At 72.5% G+C, this 19,143-nt stretch carries 17 protein-coding genes; 10 read left to right on the top strand and 7 right to left on the bottom strand.

All coding sequences use genetic code 11. The annotated features are described in order from the left end of the window. Positions 1–211 precede the first annotated feature (211 nt). Both ABZ707_RS09870 and ABZ707_RS09865 read left to right on the top strand, forming a co-directional pair. Positions 212–904, top strand: a complete 693-nt coding sequence (locus tag ABZ707_RS09870; protein WP_360170644.1) for a metal-dependent transcriptional regulator — start codon at positions 212–214, stop codon at positions 902–904. A 611-nt stretch (positions 905–1,515) separates the two neighbouring features. Beyond that, positions 1,516–2,379, top strand: coding sequence for an alpha/beta hydrolase (locus tag ABZ707_RS09865; RefSeq protein WP_360170641.1), 864 nt, complete (start codon positions 1,516–1,518; stop codon positions 2,377–2,379). Positions 2,380–2,429: 50 nt separating this feature from the next. On the opposite strand, the gene ABZ707_RS09860 is transcribed toward ABZ707_RS09865, so the two are convergent. The 3 genes from ABZ707_RS09860 to ABZ707_RS09850 all read right to left on the bottom strand — a co-directional run bounded on the left by ABZ707_RS09860 (position 2,430) and on the right by ABZ707_RS09850 (position 5,767). Continuing rightward, on the bottom strand, positions 2,430–4,004 hold the full coding sequence (locus ABZ707_RS09860) for a transporter (protein WP_360171330.1): 1,575 nt from the start codon (positions 4,002–4,004) through the stop codon (positions 2,430–2,432). A gap of 68 nt (positions 4,005–4,072) precedes the next feature. After that, positions 4,073–4,915 carry an ABC transporter ATP-binding protein gene (locus ABZ707_RS09855; RefSeq protein WP_360170638.1) on the bottom strand — a complete coding sequence of 281 codons (843 nt, stop codon included), beginning with the start codon at positions 4,913–4,915 and terminating at the stop codon, positions 4,073–4,075. Positions 4,916–5,053: 138 nt separating this feature from the next. Further along, complete coding sequence (locus ABZ707_RS09850) at positions 5,054–5,767, bottom strand: bifunctional DNA primase/polymerase (protein WP_360170635.1); 714 nt, start codon at positions 5,765–5,767, stop codon at positions 5,054–5,056. A gap of 296 nt (positions 5,768–6,063) precedes the next feature. On the opposite strand from ABZ707_RS09850, the gene ABZ707_RS09845 reads away from it, so the two are divergent. Together ABZ707_RS09845 and ABZ707_RS09840 are read left to right on the top strand one after the other, a co-directional pair. Beyond that, on the top strand, positions 6,064–7,446 hold the full coding sequence (locus tag ABZ707_RS09845; RefSeq protein WP_360170632.1) for a transcriptional regulator: 1,383 nt from the start codon (positions 6,064–6,066) through the stop codon (positions 7,444–7,446). 284 nt (positions 7,447–7,730) lie between these two features. Continuing rightward, a complete protein-coding gene (locus ABZ707_RS09840; protein ID WP_360170629.1) occupies positions 7,731–9,257 on the top strand; it encodes a hypothetical protein in 1,527 nt (508 codons plus the stop codon). A 68-nt stretch (positions 9,258–9,325) separates the two neighbouring features. Here ABZ707_RS09840 and ABZ707_RS09835 read toward each other — a convergent pair whose 3' ends face one another. Continuing rightward, positions 9,326–10,603, bottom strand: a complete 1,278-nt coding sequence (locus tag ABZ707_RS09835; RefSeq protein WP_360171327.1) for an ABC transporter substrate-binding protein — start codon at positions 10,601–10,603, stop codon at positions 9,326–9,328. Between the two features lie 173 nt (positions 10,604–10,776). Between ABZ707_RS09835 and ABZ707_RS09830 the strand changes: the two genes are divergently transcribed. Next, entirely contained in the window at positions 10,777–11,223 is a 447-nt protein-coding gene (locus ABZ707_RS09830) for a hypothetical protein (RefSeq protein ID WP_360171324.1), read from the top strand. Between the two features lie 113 nt (positions 11,224–11,336). Next, a complete protein-coding gene (gene purU, locus ABZ707_RS09825) occupies positions 11,337–12,245 on the top strand; it encodes a formyltetrahydrofolate deformylase (RefSeq protein ID WP_360170626.1) in 909 nt (302 codons plus the stop codon). A 42-nt stretch (positions 12,246–12,287) separates the two neighbouring features. On the opposite strand, the gene ABZ707_RS09820 is transcribed toward purU, so the two are convergent. Together ABZ707_RS09820 and ABZ707_RS09815 are read right to left on the bottom strand one after the other, a co-directional pair. Further along, positions 12,288–13,598 (bottom strand): maleylpyruvate isomerase N-terminal domain-containing protein, encoded by a 1,311-nt coding sequence (locus tag ABZ707_RS09820; protein WP_360170623.1) that lies wholly within the window; start codon positions 13,596–13,598, stop codon positions 12,288–12,290. Further along, the gene (locus ABZ707_RS09815) at positions 13,595–14,176 is read right to left on the bottom strand and encodes a sigma-70 family RNA polymerase sigma factor (protein WP_360170620.1); all 582 of its coding nucleotides are present in this window, start codon (positions 14,174–14,176) and stop codon (positions 13,595–13,597) included. The genes ABZ707_RS09820 and ABZ707_RS09815 overlap by 4 nt, the downstream gene beginning before the upstream one ends. Positions 14,177–14,452: 276 nt before the next feature. Between ABZ707_RS09815 and ABZ707_RS09810 the strand changes: the two genes are divergently transcribed. From ABZ707_RS09810 to ABZ707_RS09800, 3 genes are all read left to right on the top strand, one after another. After that, complete coding sequence (locus tag ABZ707_RS09810) at positions 14,453–14,830, top strand: STAS domain-containing protein (protein WP_360170617.1); 378 nt, start codon at positions 14,453–14,455, stop codon at positions 14,828–14,830. Positions 14,831–14,900: 70 nt separating this feature from the next. Further along, positions 14,901–15,413 carry an EF-hand domain-containing protein gene (locus tag ABZ707_RS09805; RefSeq protein WP_360170614.1) on the top strand — a complete coding sequence of 171 codons (513 nt, stop codon included), beginning with the start codon at positions 14,901–14,903 and terminating at the stop codon, positions 15,411–15,413. 591 nt (positions 15,414–16,004) lie between these two features. Further along, positions 16,005–16,481, top strand: a complete 477-nt coding sequence (locus ABZ707_RS09800) for an ATP-binding protein (protein WP_360170611.1) — start codon at positions 16,005–16,007, stop codon at positions 16,479–16,481. 288 nt (positions 16,482–16,769) lie between these two features. On the opposite strand, the gene ABZ707_RS09795 is transcribed toward ABZ707_RS09800, so the two are convergent. Then, a complete protein-coding gene (locus ABZ707_RS09795) occupies positions 16,770–17,768 on the bottom strand; it encodes a helix-turn-helix domain-containing protein (RefSeq protein ID WP_360170609.1) in 999 nt (332 codons plus the stop codon). Positions 17,769–17,885: 117 nt separating this feature from the next. Between ABZ707_RS09795 and ABZ707_RS09790 the strand changes: the two genes are divergently transcribed. Then, positions 17,886–19,121, top strand: a complete 1,236-nt coding sequence (locus tag ABZ707_RS09790) for an MFS transporter (protein WP_360171321.1) — start codon at positions 17,886–17,888, stop codon at positions 19,119–19,121. Positions 19,122–19,143: the final 22 nt, after the last annotated feature.

The raw sequence follows: 19,143 nt of genomic DNA, 5'->3' as shown, positions 1-19,143 counted from the left end.
GAGCCTCCAGGGTGGGGAACGGGCGGGGGAATGCCGGTGACGCGGATCACGTTGAGGTCTGGACCATTGCTCTGTCAATACAACTACTCGGCGGTCTCCGGCGGCTGCGGCGGCGCCGCGGGAATCCCCCCGGGCTCCGGCGCGGCACGGTTGTCGGCGTCATGCGTCAGAATTGGTGCAGGGCCAGCGCACGATTATTCGAGGGGCACGTATGTCCGGACTGATCGACACGACGGAGATGTACCTCCGCACCATCCTTGAGCTGGAAGAGGAAGGTGTGGTCCCGATGCGCGCCCGGATCGCGGAGCGGCTCGACCAGAGCGGGCCGACCGTCAGCCAGACCGTCGCCCGGATGGAGCGCGACGGTCTGGTGCAGGTCGCGGGCGACCGGCATCTGGATCTGACAGAGGAAGGGCGCAGGCTGGCGACCCGCGTCATGCGCAAGCACCGGCTCGCCGAGTGTCTCCTGGTCGATGTGATCGGCCTGGAGTGGGAGCAGGTGCACGCCGAGGCGTGCCGCTGGGAGCATGTGATGAGCGAGGCGGTGGAGCGGCGGGTGCTGGAGCTGCTGCGCCATCCGACGGAGTCGCCGTACGGCAACCCGATCCCGGGGCTGGAGGAGCTGGGTGAGAAGGCGGAGGCCGACCCGTTCCTGGACGCCGGGCTGGTGAGCCTGTCCGAGCTGGACCCGGGCTCGGAGGGCAAGACCGTGGTGGTGCGGCGGATCGGCGAGCCGATCCAGACCGACGCCCAGCTCATGTACACGCTGCGGCGCGCGGGCGTGCAGCCCGGGTCCGTGGTGAGCGTCACGGAGTCGGCCGGCGGGGTGCTGGTCGGCAGCAGCGGCGAGGCGGCGGAGCTGAACGCCGAGGTCGCGTCGCACGTCTTTGTGGCCAAGCGCTGACTGGACGAGCGCCGATGTCCGGCCGAGCGCCGCTGTCCGGCTGAGCGCCGGTGCCCGGCAGGGCGCGGCCGGCCGGACGCGGCCGGAGCGAGCGCGCCTTCCGGGCGGAACTGCCCCGGCCGGGCGCATCCCGTGCCAGGCTGGTGCTGAGGTGTATGACCTGAATGTCGGCCGGGCTCCCGAGCCCGCCGCCGGGGGAGGGGGGTCGGCCATGCTCCTGCTGTCGCTCGCGGGAAACGCCCCGCGCCATCCCGCGCGACCTCGTCCGCTGCCGCCGCGACGCGCCCGGCACAAGGAAGGCTCCGGTGCCTCGCGGCACCGGAGCCGGTCCTCCCCTGTTCTGACCCGGAGCCCCGAGCTCCCAGGGTCAGTCCCCGCGGACCGTCATCCCCGAGCGGTCCGCCTCCCGGAGAAGATCTCCCCTCGGTCGCGTGTGGCAATCCTGGTGAGTGGTCACTCGAACGAGCGGTGTTGCGCGTGGAAAGCAGGCTTTCGAATAAAGGTTCGATAGTCTGGCGTGGGCGAACGCACCGGGACCGGCTCCTTCGGAACCCGGCCGGCCCACTCAGGACCGACTCGACCACTCAGGACCGAAGGGGGTGCCGGGACACATGACGCAGCGCGTTGAGGTGACCGGAGCGGACGGCGTACGTCTCGCTGCCTGGGAATTCGCCGACCCGTCCAGGCGGAGCGGGCAGCCGGGGCAGCCCTCCGGCGTCCTTCTGCTGCACGGGCTCATGGGCCGGGCCTCGCACTGGGCTCCGGTGGCGCGCCGGCTCGCCGAGCGGCACCGCACGGTCGCGCTCGACCAGCGGGGCCACGGCTGCAGCGACAAGCCGGCGGAGGGGGCCTACACCCGGGAGGCGTATGTCGCCGACGCGGAGGCCGCGGTCGAACAGCTCGGGCTGGGGCCCGTGACGCTCGTCGGCCACGCGATGGGCGCGCTCACCGCGTGGCAGCTCGCCGCCAAGCGACCCGATCTGGTCCGGGCCCTGGTCATTCACGACATGCGGGCGTCGGCGCTGGGCGCGGCCTCCCAGCGCGAATGGGAGGACTGGTTCCGCACCTGGCCCGTCCCGTTCCCGACGCTCGCCGCGGCGCGGAAGTGGTTCGGCGAGGACGACCCCTGGATCGAGCGGCCCGCTCCGGCGCGCGGTGACTTCTTCGCCGAGGTGATGGAGGAGCACGCCGACGGCTGGCGCCCGGTCTTCTCCCGCCGCCGGATGCTGATCTCCCGGGCGACCTGGGTCCATGACGCGCACTGGGAGGAGCTGGCCCAGGTCGAGTGCCCCACCCTGGTCGTCCGGGGCGTCGACGGAAAGCTGGGCCGGGCGGAGGCCCAGGAGATGGTCAGAGTGCTGCCGCGCGGCCAGTACGCGGAGGTGACCGACGCGGGCCACCTCGCGCACTACGACCAGCCCGACGCCTGGACAGCGGCGATCGCGCCGTTCCTGGACGGCGTGCTGACGTCCTGAGCGTGGCGGCCCCGCTCTCCGGAGGGGGCCGCCCGACCGGCTCCCCGGCGTCAGCCCTTGCTGACCGCGGCCAGGATCTCCGGCAGGCGCCGCGCGACCTGCGGCGCCGCCAGCCGCAGACCGACCGCCGTGAGCACGGCCCCGTATGCCGCGCCGACCGGGAGCAGCAGCCAGGACCAGCCGCCGGCGCCCGAGAGATGGAGCCAGACCGTCAGCACGATCAGCGGTGCGCACAGCAGGGCCGCGCTCACCATGCCGCCGATGACCGAGATCCAGGCGAGACCGGCCTGCCCCGGTGCGACGTTCTTCACGCTGCCCTGCGGGATCGAGTACGGGAAGCGCGCCGAGGCCACCGCACCGGTCGCCAGCATCGCGCCGAGCACCGCGAAGGACAGCCCGAGCCCCTCCGGCAGCGCGTGCCAGCGGCCCAGTACGGCCGCCGTGAGGGTGGTGACCAGCGCCGAGTACGGCAGGGTGATCACCAGCAGGGCCGCCGCCCGCGCGCGCAGTTCGAGATGGGCGTCCCGGGTCGTGGAGATCGTCTGGGCCACCATCCAGAAGGCGGAGGTGTCCTGGCCGAACTGGTTGTACATCTGGATGCCGAGCATGCCGGCCGCGAAGGTCGCGACATAGAGCGTCCCGTTGCCCTGCAGCGCGTTGAACAGCGGCACGATCAGGCCGACGGCCAGCGAGGTCACCCACGCCGCCTTGGTCTTCGGGTCCCGCCACACATAGCGCAGACTGCGCTGCATCACCGTGCCCGTGCGCCCCTCGGGCAGCAGCCGGCCCAGGCCCGACGCCGACTCCTTGCGGGCCGGTTCCGCCGCCCCGGCCGTCGAGCCGTCCGGCGCGGTCATCAGCTTCACCAGCGACCGCTGCCACGCATACAGCAGCACCGCCAACGCGGCGGCGGTCAGCAGCAGTTGCAGCACGGCGCGGCCGTACGCGCCCTCGCTCGCCGACTCCACCGCACCGATCGCCGACGCGGGCGGCAGCCACCGTACGACCTTCGCCACCGGTTCCAGCTCCGCGAGCCCGCCCGAGACACCGAGCCGCTGCACACCGAAGTTGACGACCTGGACGCCCACCGCGACCACCAGCCCGCTCAGGACGGCCAGATCACGGCCCCTGCGTGAGCTCAGCAGCCGGACATTGGCCGTCGCGACCGCCCGCGCCAGGGCCACACACACCAGCAGCACCAGCGGTACGGCGATCACCGCGACGATCACGGCCGCCGCGCCGTACGCCGTCGCCACCGCGGAACCGGCCAGCAGGCAGAGCGTGAACAGCGGGCCGAACCCCACCAGCGACGCCACGAGCAGCGCCCCGATCAGCGGGCGAGGCCGCAGCGGCAGCATCACCAGCCGGGTCGGGTCCAGCGTCTCGTCGCCGCTGGGGAAGAAGAGCGGCATCACGGCCCAGCCCAGCGCGAACACGGCGCTCAGCAGCACGACCAGGGTGCCCGCGTGATCGGTTCCGCGCAGCAGGACCAGACCGAGGAACTGGCCGGCGGCGAGGAGCAGCGTGACGGCCACGGACGTGATGTACGCGGCGGTACGGCCCGACGACTGCCGCAGCCCGTTGCGCAGCAGGGAGAGTTTCAGCCGTACGAAGACGGGCGTCAGCGTGCCGGTCCCGGCGGTGGTGCCGGGACCGGGAGCGGTGCCGGTGGCGGCGAGGTCGGGGGAGGCGCTCACCGGGCGCCACCGAGCCAGTCCAGGGATTCACCGGTGTCGCGGCCCTGTGCGCCGACCAGTTCCAGGAAGGCGTTCTGCAGGGACGTCGCCTCGCCGCGTACCTCCGCGAGCGTGCCCTGGGCGCGGATGCGCCCCGCCGCCATCACCGCGACCCAGTCGCACAGCGACTCGACCAGCTCCATCACATGGCTGGAGAACACGACGGTCGCGCCCGAGCCCGTGTAGCGCTCCAGCACTCCCCGGATCGTCTGCGCGGACACCGGGTCGACTCCCTCGAACGGCTCGTCCAGGAAGAGCACTTCGGGGTTGTGCAGGAGAGCCGCGGCGAGCCCGATCTTCTTCCGCATACCGGTCGAGTAGTCGACGACCAGCTTGTGCTGGTCGCGCGCCAGGTCCAGTACGTCGAGAAGCTGGGTGGCCCGCTTGTCCACCTCGGCGCCGGGCAGCCCCCGCAACCGCCCGGTGTAGCCGAGGAGTTCACGTCCGGAGAGCCGTTCGAACAGCCGCAGCCCCTCCGGCAGCACCCCGATCCGCGCCTTGACCTCGGTGGGGTCCCGCCACACGTCGTGACCGGCGACCAGCACCCGGCCCTGATCGGGCCGCAGCAGCCCGGTCACCATGGACAGGGTGGTGGTCTTGCCCGCGCCGTTCGGTCCCACCAGACCGATGAACTGGCCCGCGGGCAGTTCGAGATCGATGCCCGCGACGGCGATCTGCTCACCGAAGCGCTTCCACAGCCCTTCGACGCGTACGGCGGGCTCGGCCCGCGCCGGCGCCCCGGCCGGTATCCGGCCCACCGCCTCCTGGTCCGGCCTCTTGTCCCCTGCCTGGTCCGGCATGCGCACTGCCTTTCGGTGTCCCGTCGTGTCCCGTTCGGTCAGGCCCTGTCCGGTCGGTCGTCGCGGGCCCGCGACGCCTGGCACGGCACCGGACAGGACCTCCGCGGACCACCTTATGTACAGCGGGTCGGACGGGGTCTATGGACGGCGGATCCGGGACAGCGCCGTGATGTGTCTGGTCCGCGCCGCGACGGCGTCCCGGCCGCACGCGTACGCGAGCGGGCTGATCAGCTCGCCCGCGTCCGGCAGCCAGCGGTTCGCCGGTGTGGGCCGGCGGACCCACTGCACCGCGCCGCTCTTGCCGATCCGGGTCGGCGGCGCCGCCACATAGTGCCCCTCGCCGCGCGCGAACAGGTCGAGCGCCATGGGTGTCCAGCCCAGCCGCCGCAGCAGGCCGCCGACCCTGGGCGCACCGCCGGGCAGCACGAAGAACAGCATCCGCCGGTTGGGAGTGCAGGTCACCGGGCCGAGCGCCATCCGCATGCGCTCCATCCTGGCCAGCGCCAGAAAGCCCGCCGACTCCGGCACGTCGAGCGCGTCGAAGGCGCGTCCCGTCGGCAGCAGGATCGACGCCCGGGGGTACCTCGACCAGAGCCCGCGCGCCGTGTCCCCGCTGCCCGTGGCGTGCGACGCCCAGTCGGACCTGGCCGCGTGCGCCCCGGGCAGCGCGCAGTCGAACCGGCCGCACGAGCACACCTCCCCGCCCTCCACCGGCTCCAGCCAGGTGCCCGGGAAAACGTCCCAGTGCCGGTCCTCCGCGTACCGCACGGCGCTCTCCAGCAGCAGGGAACCTCGCTGCCGGGGGATGCGCGCGCCCTCCGTGACTCCGATGCTCTCTTCCACGAAGAGCACAACTCCCGCCGCCACCACGGGTTACGGGGGCCCCGCGCCGCGGCGCCGGGCCGGTTCCCGCACACGGGGCGCACGGATGCATGGACGGGGGCGCGCATGAACGGGTAACGCGGTTCGCGGGTAGCCACCCCCGGGGGTCCGACACGATGTGGGCAGTGCGTGGCCCGACCCGGCCGCGCCGGACATCACTCACGAACAAACCTCGAATACTTCAGTTGTCGCCGAACATGCGCATTCTTCGTATATCTGCCGGGCAGTGATCACTGAGCTGATTACTGCGGCCACAGGGGGTTCCATTGGCAGCCAGGCCTCTCGTCGCGCGCCAGCCGAATGAACGGCTCCAGGCGCTCATCCAGGAAGCCGGGTGTTCCAACGCCGGGCTCGCCCGACGAGTCAACATGGTGGGGGCGGAGCGAGGGCTCGACCTGCGCTACGACAAGACATCGGTGGCGCGCTGGCTGCGCGGACAGCAGCCGCGCGGCCGCGCTCCGGGCATCATCGCCGAGGCGCTGGGCCGGAAACTGAGCCGTACGGTCACGATCGACGAGATCGGCATGGCCAACGGCAAGAATCTGGCCTCGGGCGTCGGCCTCCAGTTCTCGCCGACCGTCGTCGGCGCGATCGAGCAGGTCTGCGAGTTGTGGCGCAGCGACGTGGGCCGCCGGGACTTCCTGTCCGGCTCCGCGGTGGCGTCCTCCGCGCTGGTCGAACCGAGCAGGGACTGGCTGATCACCGGCACCGACCAGTCCGTCGCGCGCAACTCCGGTGCCAAGGTGGGTGATTCGGACGTCGAGGCGGTCCGGGCCATGACACAGGCGCTGATCGAGCTGGACCACCGATTCGGCAGCGGCCATGTCCGGCCCGTCGTCGTCCACTATCTGAACAGCGTGGTGGCGGGCCTCCTTTCGGGCTCCTACCGCGAATCGGTCGGCCGCCGGCTCTTCGCCGCCGTCTCCCGGCTGACCGAGCTGGCTGGTTACATGGCGGTCGACACCGGCCAGCCCGGCCTCGCCCAGCGCTACTACATCCAGGCGCTCCGGCTGGCCCAGGCGGCGGGCGACCGCGGCTACGGCGGCTATGTGCTGGCCGCGTCCATGAGCCATCTCGCGGCGCAGCTCGGAAACCCGCGCGAGATCGCCCAGTTGGCCCGTGCGGCGCAGGAGGGGGCGCGCGGGCAGGTGCCGCCGCGCGCGCAGTCCCTGTTCTACGCGGCGGAGGCCCGAGGGCACGCGCTGATGGGCGACACCCGTACCTGCGAGGCGGTGGTGGGCAACGCGATCACCGCTCTGGAGCAGGCCGGTGACGAGTCGGACGGCGACCCGGACTGGATCGCGCACTTCGACCACGCGTACCTCTACGACGAACTGGCCCACTGCTACCGGGACCTGGGGCGGGCCGAGGAAGCGGGCCGGTATGCCGCCGAGGCCCTGGAGGGCCATCCCGAGTCCCGTGCGCGGCGGCGGGCGATCGGTCTGGTCCTGCTGGCCACGGCCCAGGTGCAGCAGCGGGAGGTGGAGCAGGCGTGCCACACGGGCACGCGCGCGCTGGAGCTGCTCGGCACGCTGCGCTCCAGCCGGGGCGCGGAGTACCTCGACGATTTCCAGCACCGGCTGGAGCCCTACGGCGACGAGCCCGCGGTGCGTGAGTTCGGCGCGCGGCTGGAGATCCAGGCGGCGTGACGGGGACACGGCGGGAGAGTGTCGGGCGGGTGGTCGCCGGGTGACGGCTGTGTGACGGGTGCGGACGGCCGGGTGAGAGCTCCGTGCGGGCGCCGTGGCGACCCCGTGCGGACCCTGCGGACGGTGACCAAGTGCGGCCCGGAAAGGGCGGATTGGAGCCCTATGGCGGCGTCCTGGGAGGGCAGGCTGTCACGGGACCGACGCGCGTGGCAGAGCCCGCGATTCACCCGGTAGCGTGAACCGACGATTTCGTAGGTCCACACGTTCCACACGTAGGAGTCCCGGTGACGCACAGCGGACAGGGGGATGAGCGGCGCCACGCCGCTCGGCCCGCGCACGAAGGCGTCGTGCTGCCCGGCGACGGCAGCGAGCCCTGGATCCCGGGCGCGGTCGCGGACCAGGCCGCGCCGACGGGCGGGCAGCCGTGGGGGCAGCCCTGGGGCCCGCAGGACGGCCACCAGGAGCAGCCCGGGTACGACGCGTCCCAGGGCGCCGCGCCGGGGTCGTACGGCTCGCAGGGCGGCGGTCAGCCGTACGGACAGCCGGAAGGCGGTCAGCCGTACGGACAGCAGGAGAGCGGGCAGTCGTACGGGGCTCCGCTGCCGCCCGCGCAGCCGTACCAGCACGGCGGGCAGTTCCACCAGGGCGACCCGTTCTCCCAGGGCCGGCCGCTGCCCGCCGAGGCACCGCCTGGCAGCGCGGACGCCACGCAGTACCTGCCGCCCGTGCCCGCCCCGGGAGACGCGGACGCCACGCAGTACATCGCGCCGGTCCCGCAGGGCCCCGGCCAGGGACACGGCCCCGGCCTGCCGCCGCCGGAGAGCGCCGCGGAGGCCACGCAGTTCCTGCCGTCGGCCCTGTCGGCCCCGGGGGGCTCGGACGCGGACGCCACCCAGTACATCGCCCCGATCCCGGCCCAGGACACCCCGGCCGCGCCGCCCGGCGCGCCGTTCGGCGTCCGGCCCGGCGCCCCTGGCGAGCGTCAGCCACCGGCGGAGTTCGACAGCCTCTTCCGTACGGACGGACCCGGCGGGCCGGGCCAGGGCGGGGCCTCGACACAGCAGTTGCCCCCGTTCGACGCGGGCCGCGCGCCACAGCCGTACCGTCAGCAGCCCGCCGCGCCGTACGAACCGCAGCAGCGGGCCTCCCACGCGCCGCCGGGACGGGCCGGGGGCCGCCGCAAGTCCTCGCGCCTGCCGCTGATCGCCGGGGTCGTGGTCGGCTGCGCCGTTCTCGGCCTGGGCGCCGGGGCGCTGATGAGCGGCGGTGACGACACCCCCTCGGGGGACGACAGCACGGTGGCGGCGTCGGCGAGTTCCCAGGCTTCCGAGTCCCCGGCGGACGGCGCGGCCGATCCGGCGAAGCCGCAGGCCGAGGCGCTCGACAAGCTGCTCGCGGACAGCAACAGCAGCCGCGCGGCCGTCATCCGCGCCGTGAACGACATCAAGTCCTGCCAGAACCTGGACCAGGCGGCCACCGATCTGCGCGGCGCCGCCGACCAGCGGCGCGGCCTGGTGACCGAGCTGAAGGACCTGACCATCGACAAGCTGCCGGGCCATGGTGATCTGGCGTCCTCGCTCACCGCGGCGTGGCAGGCGTCCGCCTCGGCGGACGATCACTACGCGCAGTGGGCGGACCAGGCCAAGAGCGGAAAGGTCTGCAGGGGCGGCCACGCGCGGCGGACCCAGCAGGCCGCCCAGGGCGACCGGGCGAGCGGCGAGGCCACGGCGGCGAAGAAGAACGCGTCGGGGCTGTGGAACGGCATCGCGACGAAGTACGGGCTGTCGCAGCGGGACCAGACGCAGCTCTAGACACATGGCGGCGCCTGCCCGGGGAGCCGGGCAGGCCGGGCCGCGCGCCGTCGCGGCCGTTTCTTCCGTCAGGAGGCGGAAGGGGTGCCTCCCAGGGTCGGGCCCACGTCGACGAAGCCCTTCTTCTGCGCCACCAGACGTCCTTCGCGGACCACCTGGAAGGTCACGTCGCCGTTGATGATCCGCGGGAAGCCCGGCGCCCCGAGCATGTCCTCGTAGCGCCAGCGCAGCGGCGGCGTGAGACCGCCGGTGTCCACCTGGACACCGCGGTCCAGGGCGTCCGCGATCTTGCCGGACGTGACCACGTCGTCGTTGACGGCCTCGACGACCGCCTTGAGCGCGGTGTAGGCGATCCAGGTCGTCTGCACCCCGGGGTCGGCCGGGTCGATGTCGTTGTCCCCGAAGGCGTGCTCCTTGATCACGTCCCGCATGGGCCTCCACGCGGGGTCGGTCGCCACCGGGTACCAGCCGGTGAAGTACGCGCCCTCGAACGGGCCCTCCTTGCCGCCCGTGCGGTCGATCAGCGGCTGGCCGACGCTGCCGAGCACCGAGGAGACCCTGATGTCCCGGTCGTCCTCGGGGAGGCGGCGGTAGGAGTCGAAGAAGGTCTCCGTGCGGTCGCCGAGCACCGCCGTGACACAGCCGCCGTCCTCGGCGCGCTCGCGCGCCTGCTCGGCCGCGGTGGTGTAGTCGGTGGCGTCCTCCGCCGCGCGGATGTCGGAGGCGTTCCGGCGGTGGCCCTGCTGCAGACCGGAGTTGAGCAGCTCGGGAAGGTCGTCGCCGGTGACGGTGTCGGGCCGGACCAGCGAGGTCCGCTCGCAGTCGCGGGCGAGCTGTCGGCCGTTGCCCGCGAGGAGAGTCGCCTGGCCGCCGTTGACGGGGTACGAGAGGAAGCTGGTGAACTCCTCCTCCGTGACGCCGTAGCCACCCAGATAAGGGACGGAAGCGGCCTCCAGCGGCGCCATGAACTGCCGCCCGTGCTGGCTGTACGACCCGACGACCGCGACGGCGTGCTCCTTGACGGCCCGGCGCGCGCAGGCGGCGGCGCCCGCGGACTCGTTGCGTTCGTCACAGGTCAGGACGCGCAGCTCATGGCCGTCGATCCCGCCGGACTCGTTGACCCAGCGGGCGTACGCCTTCGCCATGGCCGGCATCCCCGGCATGTTCGTGGCGTTGGTGCCGACCGGCGCCCAGGTCATGACGGTGATGGGCTCTCTGCCTCCCGGAGCGCCGGGAAGCACACCGCAGCCGGCGAGGAGCGAGGCTCCGGTCACCACCGCAGCCAGGGCGCGCGCCGCACCGGAGTGGAAGGGGCGGAAGGAAGGGCTGCGTCGCCAACCGGTCATGGTCATGGAGGCTTCCGTGTCCCGGTAACGAAAGAGGGGGCACGATTCAACAGCCGGTGATGCCCAGGTGAATTCCGGGGGGATGGAGGGGCGCGGCGGAGCGGACCGTAGAGTCGGGGACTGTGCAGCAAGGTTCCGAGAACTCTTCCCGTCGTGCCCGTCGCTCCCCCACCATGGGCGGCATGCCGCTCAATGACATGCCGTGGTGGCGCTGGCGCAGCAATGTGCGCTCGGCGCTGCACATGCTTTCCGATCCCGTCTTCCACCAGGAGTACTGGCTGGCCGGCCGCGAGGGGTACGGCGACGTCACCGACGCCGTGTACCGGCTGGTCGAGGACACCTGGCTGGACAACTGGTCCGCCGAGAAGTACGTCGGCACGATATTCCGCGACTCCGGTGAGGCCGCGCTCGTCGACCTCGCCGTGCTGCGGGTGCTGCGCATCATGCACCAGGTCGGCGCGGACGCGCCCGTCTCCGCCTATCTGGAGCACCATGGCTGGCCGGAGGCGGTACGGGCGGCCCGCGAGGCGCACGTACGGCTGGCGACGAGCGACGGCGACGACCCCGACACGGTGCCGCAGTCACTGGACGTCCTGCGGATCGTGACGCGCTCCGGCTGACGGCGGCGGGGCGTGACGGCGGGCCGGACCGACGGCGGGGGCGAATAGCGGCGAATGTCCGCGTGGTGGTCGAATCCGGACCTCGCGTGACAGATGTGGGATCCTCTGGGGTCATGAGCACCGCCTCGCGGCCGACGCCGCAGCCGACCTCGCAGGGGCCTTCCGCCGTCCCGTCCGACCAGTACGTCCTCACGCTGTCCTGCCCGGACAAGCAGGGGATCGTGCACGCCGTGTCCAGCTACCTCTTCATGACCGGCTGCAACATCGAGGACAGCCAGCAGTTCGGGGACCATGACACGGGCCTCTTCTTCATGCGCGTGCACTTCTCGGCGGACGCTCCGGTGACCGTGGACAAGCTGCGGGCGAGCTTCGCCGCCATCGGGGACGCCTTCCGGATGGACTGGGAGATCCACCGCGCGGAGCAGCGGATGCGGATCGTCCTCATGGTCAGCAAGTTCGGCCACTGCCTGAACGATCTGCTGTTCCGGGCCTCCACCGGCGCGCTGCCGGTGGAGATCGTGGCGGTCGTCTCCAACCACACGGACTTCGCCGAGCTGGCCGACTCGTACGGCATCCCCTTCCACCACATCCCGGTGACCAGGGACACCAAGGCCGCCGCGGAGGCGGAGCTGCTGGAGCTGGTCCGCGCGGAGCAGGTCGAGCTGGTGGTGCTGGCCCGCTACATGCAGGTGGTCTCGGACGATCTGTGCAAGCAGCTCAACGGCCGGATCATCAATATCCACCACTCCTTCCTGCCGAGCTTCAAGGGCGCCAAGCCGTACCACCAGGCCCATGCGCGCGGAGTGAAGCTCATCGGTGCGACGGCCCACTATGTGACGGCGGAACTCGACGAGGGCCCGATCATCGAGCAGGAAGTCGAGCGCGTCGGCCATCACGTCACCCCCGAGGGGCTGGTGGCGATCGGCCGGGACGTGGAGTGCCGGGCGCTGGCGCGCGCGGTGAAGTGGCACGCGGAGCACCGGATCCTGCTCAACGGCCACCGCACGGTGATCTTCGGCTGAGTCCGCCGGAACGGATCGGCGCGCTTGCGCGCGGCGGACCGCTCAGAGCCTGCTCATCGCCGCCGCCGCGAACAGGACGTCCCTGATCGCCTCGCGGTCGCCGTCCTGGCCGGCCGCCGCTTCCTCCGGCGAGACATGACCGGCGACGAGCCGGCAGAACTCGACGCCGTCCAGGGCGACCAGGGCCACGGAACGCTCGGGGGAGCCGATCGCCGCCGGTGAGTCCAGGGCGATGTACCAGTCGCCGCCGCCCGGCCCCTCGACCTCCAGATGCAGGGAGCGGCCGGGGGAGCCCGCCGTCACCAGATCCCTGGGCGGCGCGGCGAGACCGCTGCGGCGGCGGGTGGCGAGGGCGCCCGGGAGCAGCCGGGCCGCCAGACCGATCATCTGGTGCAGATGGGCCCCGGTGGGCGCGGCGTACGGATAGGCGACGGCCTCCGCGATGTCCGCGCCGTGCATCCAGCACTCGAAGGCGCGGTCGAGCAGCGCGTCGCGCAGGGGCAGGCCGAAGCCGCCGTACGAGACGGAGAGTTCGGCGACGCCCCGGCCGGCGAAGGACACCGTGCGGATGAGGCCGTGGCTCTGCTCGCGCCAGGGCTCGCGGACGGCGCCGGTGGGCGGGCCGGCCGCGGCGCGCCAGCAGTCCTCGGTCCGGTCGGCCGGCGCGGTCGGGGCGCCGGCGCCCAGCGGGTCGTCGAGCCCGAGTGCGGCGCTGACCAGGCCGTCGACCACCATGAGATGGGCGATGACACCGGCGACGGTCGTCCTGCGGGAGGTGGGCCGCTCGTCCTCGAACCACTTGAGCCGTACGGGCGTGTGCCACTCCGCGTCGCCGATGTCCCGCAGCAGCGCGTCGAGACGCGCGGTCTCGGCGTCGTACGGGGCGGCCCAGTCGGGTACCGGAATCCGCGGCGGGCGGCGGCCGAGACAGTTTTCCAGGACCTGGGAGCGCAGCGCCGGATCGAGGTCCAGGGTCTGGTCGGCGTGCAGCAGGCCGACGGCGTCCCGCAGCCGGAGCGCCTCGTCCGCGCAGGCGGCGCATTCGGTGAGATGGGCCTCGACGAGGGCGGTCTCCTCCCTGGAACAGGCCGCGAGGGCCCAGGCGCCGAGCAGCGATGTGAGCACGGTGTGTGTCAGCGCCTCGTGGTCCGGGCCCCGGGTGTCCGCTCTGTCGGTCTCCGACTGTGCGGCGGGGTCGCCGTCCGGCGGCTGTCCGGCCGCCGCCGCGCCGGGCGCGCGCGGTGGCGGAGTCATGTCGTCGGGTGCCGATCTGGGTCCCGGTATACGGGGAAAGGCCCGGTAGTCGTCGGGCTCGCGGCCTTCGTTGGGGCCACTGCCGAAAGGACCGGTCACAGGGAGCGTCCGTTTCCCGGCGGCCAGGGGCCGTCCGGAGCTTGAGTGTTGGCCGTCGCGAGGAGCTGGAGTCCGAGCCGCAGCCGGCGTCGCGCCTCGTCCTCCGTGACGCCCAGGTCCGCCGCGGTCTGCCGGTAGTCCCGGCGCTGGAAGTACGCCAGCTCCAGCGCGTCCCAGAGCGGGGTCGGCATCGACCGCACTATGTAGTCCGCGCGGGCCGCGGCCGACGCCTGGCGCATCTTCTGGTCCAGTTCCTCCGCGGTGCCCTCGCCGCTGGTCTCGTACGCCGCCGCCTCTGTCTGCCGGAGCCGCTGCACCGCCAGCCGGCGGGTGAGCCTGGCCAGCCAGGACCGCATCGAGCCCTCTTTGGGTTCGTACGCGTCCGGGTTCTCCCAGACATGGCCGAAGACCTCCCGGGTGACGCCGTCCGCCGCCGCGTCGTCGTCGAGCACGCGGTGGGCGAGGCTGTGCACCAGCGACGCGAACCGGTCGTACAGCTCACCGAGCGCTGCCGCCTCGCCCCGCGCGAGCCGCTGCTGCATCCTGCGGTCCCAGCGGGGCGGTGCCTCTTTCGCCATGCGACCCCCAGCCCTGTCCCTCTGCCTGCCCTGCCCGTCCGCCCCTGCCCGTCCGCCCCTGCCCACTGTCGCGTCGAAGCCCGCCGTCATTCGAATGTAGTGGCAGTCACGACAACGCACGCCCCTTTGCTCAAGTGCCCCCCTACTTCCGCTCGACACGGTAAAAGAGCCGTCGCGGCGCGTACCTGTCGCGTTTGCGGCGGGCGGACCCGGGCAGGCGCGAGACCAGGAAGGACACCTTCCGGATGCACGTGGGCACAAGAAAGGTCCGGGCGCGTGACGTTGCTGAAGCTGGACGAGTCCGAACTGGGCCCGTGGACCGTGCTGCACGTCACCGGGGAACTGGACGTGATGACCTCGCCCGAAGTCCGGCAGCGGGTCCACGACGCCGTGGCGGCCGGCCGCCACGAGATCGTGCTGGACCTCTCGCAGGTGTTCTTCTGCGACTCCAGCGGGGTCGGGGTGCTGATCGCCGCGCGCCGGCTGCTCCATTCCTGCCACGGCAGATTCCGGCTTATCCTGCCCGCGCGGGGCGCTGAGGCGGGCTCACATGTCAACCGCGTCCTCGCGGCCCTCGGCGTGCGGCGGCTCTTCGAGGTCTACCCGGACGTGCCGTCGGCGGTGGACGACGAGGCCCAGCCGCTGTCCGCGTAACACGGCCCCGCGCAGAGGAACTCCGCGTAACGGAACACACATCGGGGCCCGGCCGTCGTACGCTCCCGGCATGGACAGCGCAGAGTACGAGGGCAAGATCGCCTCCCGGTTCGCAGCCTTTGACCAGGACGGCAGCGGCTACATCGACCGGGAGGACTTCAGTGGGGCGGCGGCGGCACTGCTCGCCGAGTTCGGTACGACCGCCCGTTCCGACAAGGGGCAGGCGCTTTACAGCGGGGCCGAGGCGTTCTGGCAGGGCATGGCCGGGATCGCGGACGTGGACGGCGACCAGCGGGTCAGCCGGCAGGAATTCGTCACGGGCGCCGTCAAGCGGCTGCGGGACAATCCCCAGCGCTTCGCGGAGATCGCCCGGCCGTTTCTGCGTGCGGCGATCGCCATCGCGGACGAGGACGGAGCCGGTGTGACGCCCGCGGCGGCCGAACGCGCCCTGCGGGTGCTGGGGGTCGGGCCCGAGCCGGCGGCCAAGGCGGCCGGGGATCTGGACACCGACGGCGACGGCAGGATCCACGAGGAAGAGATCCTGGCCGCCTTCGCCGCCTACTACGTGACCCCCGAGCCCTGACCGCACCCGGGGCCGGAGGGGATCCGGCCCCGCACGCGTTTCTCTCTGTGCGCCAGGAGGGGCCGTCGGCCCGGCACCTGGGCGATATATGAGGTAAGTCTGTTTGGTGGTGCGCGGATGCGCTCCTCCATGCTCCGCTGTGAGTGCTCCGGCGGACAAGCTCTGGCCCAGGCGCTCTGATGCGTCACTGTGTGTGGCGAGAGTGTGACGTCAAGGCCGATACCGGGTTGTGTCCATACTGTGCGTCGTCACAGGCCGGAGTCGTCGCTTTGCTCCGGTACGCTCCGTGGGGTGCGAGATGTTCCGATGCGCGACGGTCGCGGTGCTGCCGATGGGGCGGCTCCGGGAGCTCGAATGTGCGCCGCTCGCCCGGTACAACGGCGTCTTGTGCGCCTATGTTCGACTCCCCGCAGCGTGCGTCGCACAGTATGCACCACGCGTACTCCTTCGCGCTGGAATATGCCCGAAGCGCTTGTTGCGGTGACTGTACGTCAACCATGCTGTCTCGCAAGGACATCACGTTCTGTGATCCTGTTGAGGACCCTGTCGAGGCGCGAGGCGATGTGTCCGCCGGTTCGGATGGTGTGAGCGGTGCAGGTGCTTCAGGTTCAGTTGGAGGTCGGGGCCGACCCGGCGGAGGTGGGGCGAGCGCGGCGATGGGCCAGGTCACGGCTGGCCGGTTCCGGTATAAACGACGACGAGCCGGTCGCCGAGACGCTGATTCTGCTCATCTCCGAGCTGGTCACCAATGCCGTGGTGCACACCGGCTGCCCGGCCGTGCTGCGGATGCTCTTCGGGCTGGGAGCCGCCGAGGCCGGCACCGTGCGGGTGGAGGTCGCGGACGCCAGCGCCTGTCCGCCGCGCCCGCGCCACGCCGACGGCCAGGACACCAACGGCCGGGGCCTGGAGCTGGTCGACGGGCTCGCGGACCGGTGGGGATGGCAGCCCGAGGGCGCCGGCAAGCGCATCTGGTGCGAGGTCGACAGGGGCGCCGCGCCGGGGGTGGCGACGGGGGCGTATGAACCGGGCTCCTATGAGCCCTCGTGCGCCGTTCCGCGTCCGGCGTGACGCCGGGAGTCCCTTGCCGCCGTTGACGCGACGGCGGGGGCTGATCACTCTTGGAGGGCGATCCGCCGTGAGGGGACGCCAAGGGTTCCGTGGAGGTGTGGGCGCCACGGCAGCCGCCCTTGGCGAGCACGGATCGCGGCTCGGCGTCGGCTCCTCCGGGGCAGTGAGGGGCACTGCCCGCGCGCCGTGGTCGGCCGGACGGCGGACATCGTGCCGCGCTCGGGGTGCGCGCGAGCGTGCCGCCGTCCGGCCTCCGGGCCGTCCGGCCTCCGGGCCCCGCCCGGCGCGCTATCCCGGCGACCCGGCTCCGGCGCGGAACGTACGCCGGTAGACCGTCGGCGGCACGCCCAGCGCCGACTGGAGATGCTGACGCATCGACTGGGCCGTGCCGAAGCCCGCGTCCCGCGCCACCTGGTCGACCGAGAGATCCGTCGACTCCAGCAGATGCCGGGCCCGCTCGACGCGCTGCCGCACCAGCCACTGCCCGGGGCTGATCCCGGCCTCCTCACGGAAGCGGCGGGTGAACGTCCGTACCGACATCGACTCCCGCCTCGCCATGTCGCGGAGCTGGATCGGCTCATGGAGCCGGGCGAGCGCCCAGGTCCTGGCGGCGGCGGTGGTCGCGAGCTGCGGCTCGGGGACGGGACGCCGGATGTACTGGGCCTGGCCGCCGTCCCGGTGCGGCGGTACGACCATGCGCCGCGCGACGTCGTTGGCGACCGCCGTGCCGTGGTCGCGCCGCACGATGTGCAGGCAGAGATCGATTCCGGCGGCGACCCCGGCCGAGGTCAGCACGTCGCCGTCGTCGATGAACAGCACATCGGCGTCGACCTCGACGCCCGGGAACAGCCCCTGGAAGTGCTCGGCCGAGGACCAGTGGGTGGTGGCGGGGCGGCCGTCCAGCAGGCCGGCGGCGGCGAGGACATAACTGCCGGTGCAGATGGAGACCATCCGGGTGCCCGGCCGCACCAGGGCGAGGGCGGCGGCGAGTTCCTCGGTGAGCCGGCCCTCCTCGAAGACCGGTCCGAGCTCGTACGACGCCGGCACGACCACGGTGTCGGCGGTGGCCAGCGCCTCCGGGCCGTTCTCCACCAGGACCGAGAAGTCGGCGTCGGTGCGGACCGGCCCCGGTGGCCGGACGGAGCAGGTGACGGTCTCGTACAGCGGCTCGCCCGCCGGTCCCTCCGCACGGCCGAATATCCGCTGCGGGATGCCCAGTTCGAAGGGGAGCACCCCTTCGAGGGCGAGCACGACGACACGGTGGGGGCGCCTGTCCAGCACGGGCATGGTGTTCTCTCCTGTCCGGCGCTCCGGCTGTCCGTCCTCCGGATGCCCACTGGTGGTCCAGACCACTACTTGATATCTGTCGCCTCTGTGACACAAAAGCACGTGGCGGCCCACGCCATTCCCGATCAGACCGGCCCCGCCTCTCCGCCCACGCCGGGACCGGCGGGTCCCACTCTCTGGAACCGCGAGTTCCAGCTCTTCTTCCTCGCCCGTACCGTCGCCCGCTTCGGCGACGGCATGGTGCCCGTCGCGCTCGCCGCAGGCCTGCTCGACGCCGGGTACGGCGCCTCGTCCGTCTCCTTCGCGCTCGGCGCGTGGATGGTGTGCTTCGCCGGGTTCGTGATTGTCGGCGGGGTGCTGGCCGACCGGTTCACGCCGCGCCGGATGATGGTCCTGGCGGACGGCGTACGGCTGGTCGGCACCGCCGTGCTGGCCGCCGCGTTCGCCACCGGATCGCCGTCCCTGTGGCTGGTGTACGGGCTCAGCGGGCTCAGCGGTCTGGGCGCCGCGATCTTCCAGCCCGGCGTGGCCAGCATGCTCCCGCTGATGGCGCCCGACGTACAGCGCGGCAACGCCGTCCTGCGGGTCGCCGAGTCGCTGACGGCGATGGCGGGTCCGGCGGTCGCGGGCGCCTTGGCCGGGTTCGGCGGCCCCGGCATGATCTTCGGTGTCAACGCGGCGACCTTCGGCGTCAGCGGGCTCTGCCTCTTCCTGATCCGGATGGCGTCCGTCGCGCCGGTCGTCGGGGAGGGGATGCTCGCCGAACTGATCGGCGGCTGGCGGGAGTTCCGCGCCCGGTCCTGGCTGTGGGGCGTCATCGCCGTCTGGTCGGTGTACGGCATCACGGTGCTCGGCCCGATCACGCCGCTGGAGGCGGTCGTCGTCACCGAGCGGCACAGCTCGGCGACGTTCGGCCTGATGATGACGGTCGGCGGCGCGGGCAACGCGGTGGGCGGGCTGCTGGCGATGCGGCTGCGACCGCGCAGACCGCTGTTCGCGGGGACGTTCGCGCTGTTCGGCGTGATCGCCAATGTGCTGGTCCTGGCGTACGACGTGACCGTGCCGGTGCTGGCCGCGGGCTTCTTTGTCGGCGGTGTGTCGCTCGCCTTCTGGCTGGTGATGTGGTCGACGACGGTCCAGACGCACATTCCGAACGAGGCGCTCAACCGGCTGCACGCGTATGACGTGGCCGGTTCGCTGATCATGCTGGCGGTGGGCCGGGCGCTGGCGGGCCCGGTCGCGGAGGCGGTGGGTCTCCGGGAGGTGCTGGTGGCGGGAGCGGTGATCAATGTCGGGGTGTGCGGGGTGCTCTTCGCGGTACCGGCGATCCGGGGGCTGACGCGCCGGGACTGACGCGCCGGGCGGTGGTGGCGCC

Source organism: Streptomyces sp. NPDC006923 (genome assembly GCF_040635655.1).
Taxonomy (GTDB): Bacteria; Actinomycetota; Actinomycetes; order Streptomycetales; family Streptomycetaceae; genus Streptomyces.
The sequence above is the reverse complement of the archived record's forward strand: the minus strand, read 5'-3'. Positions and strand labels throughout refer to the sequence as shown.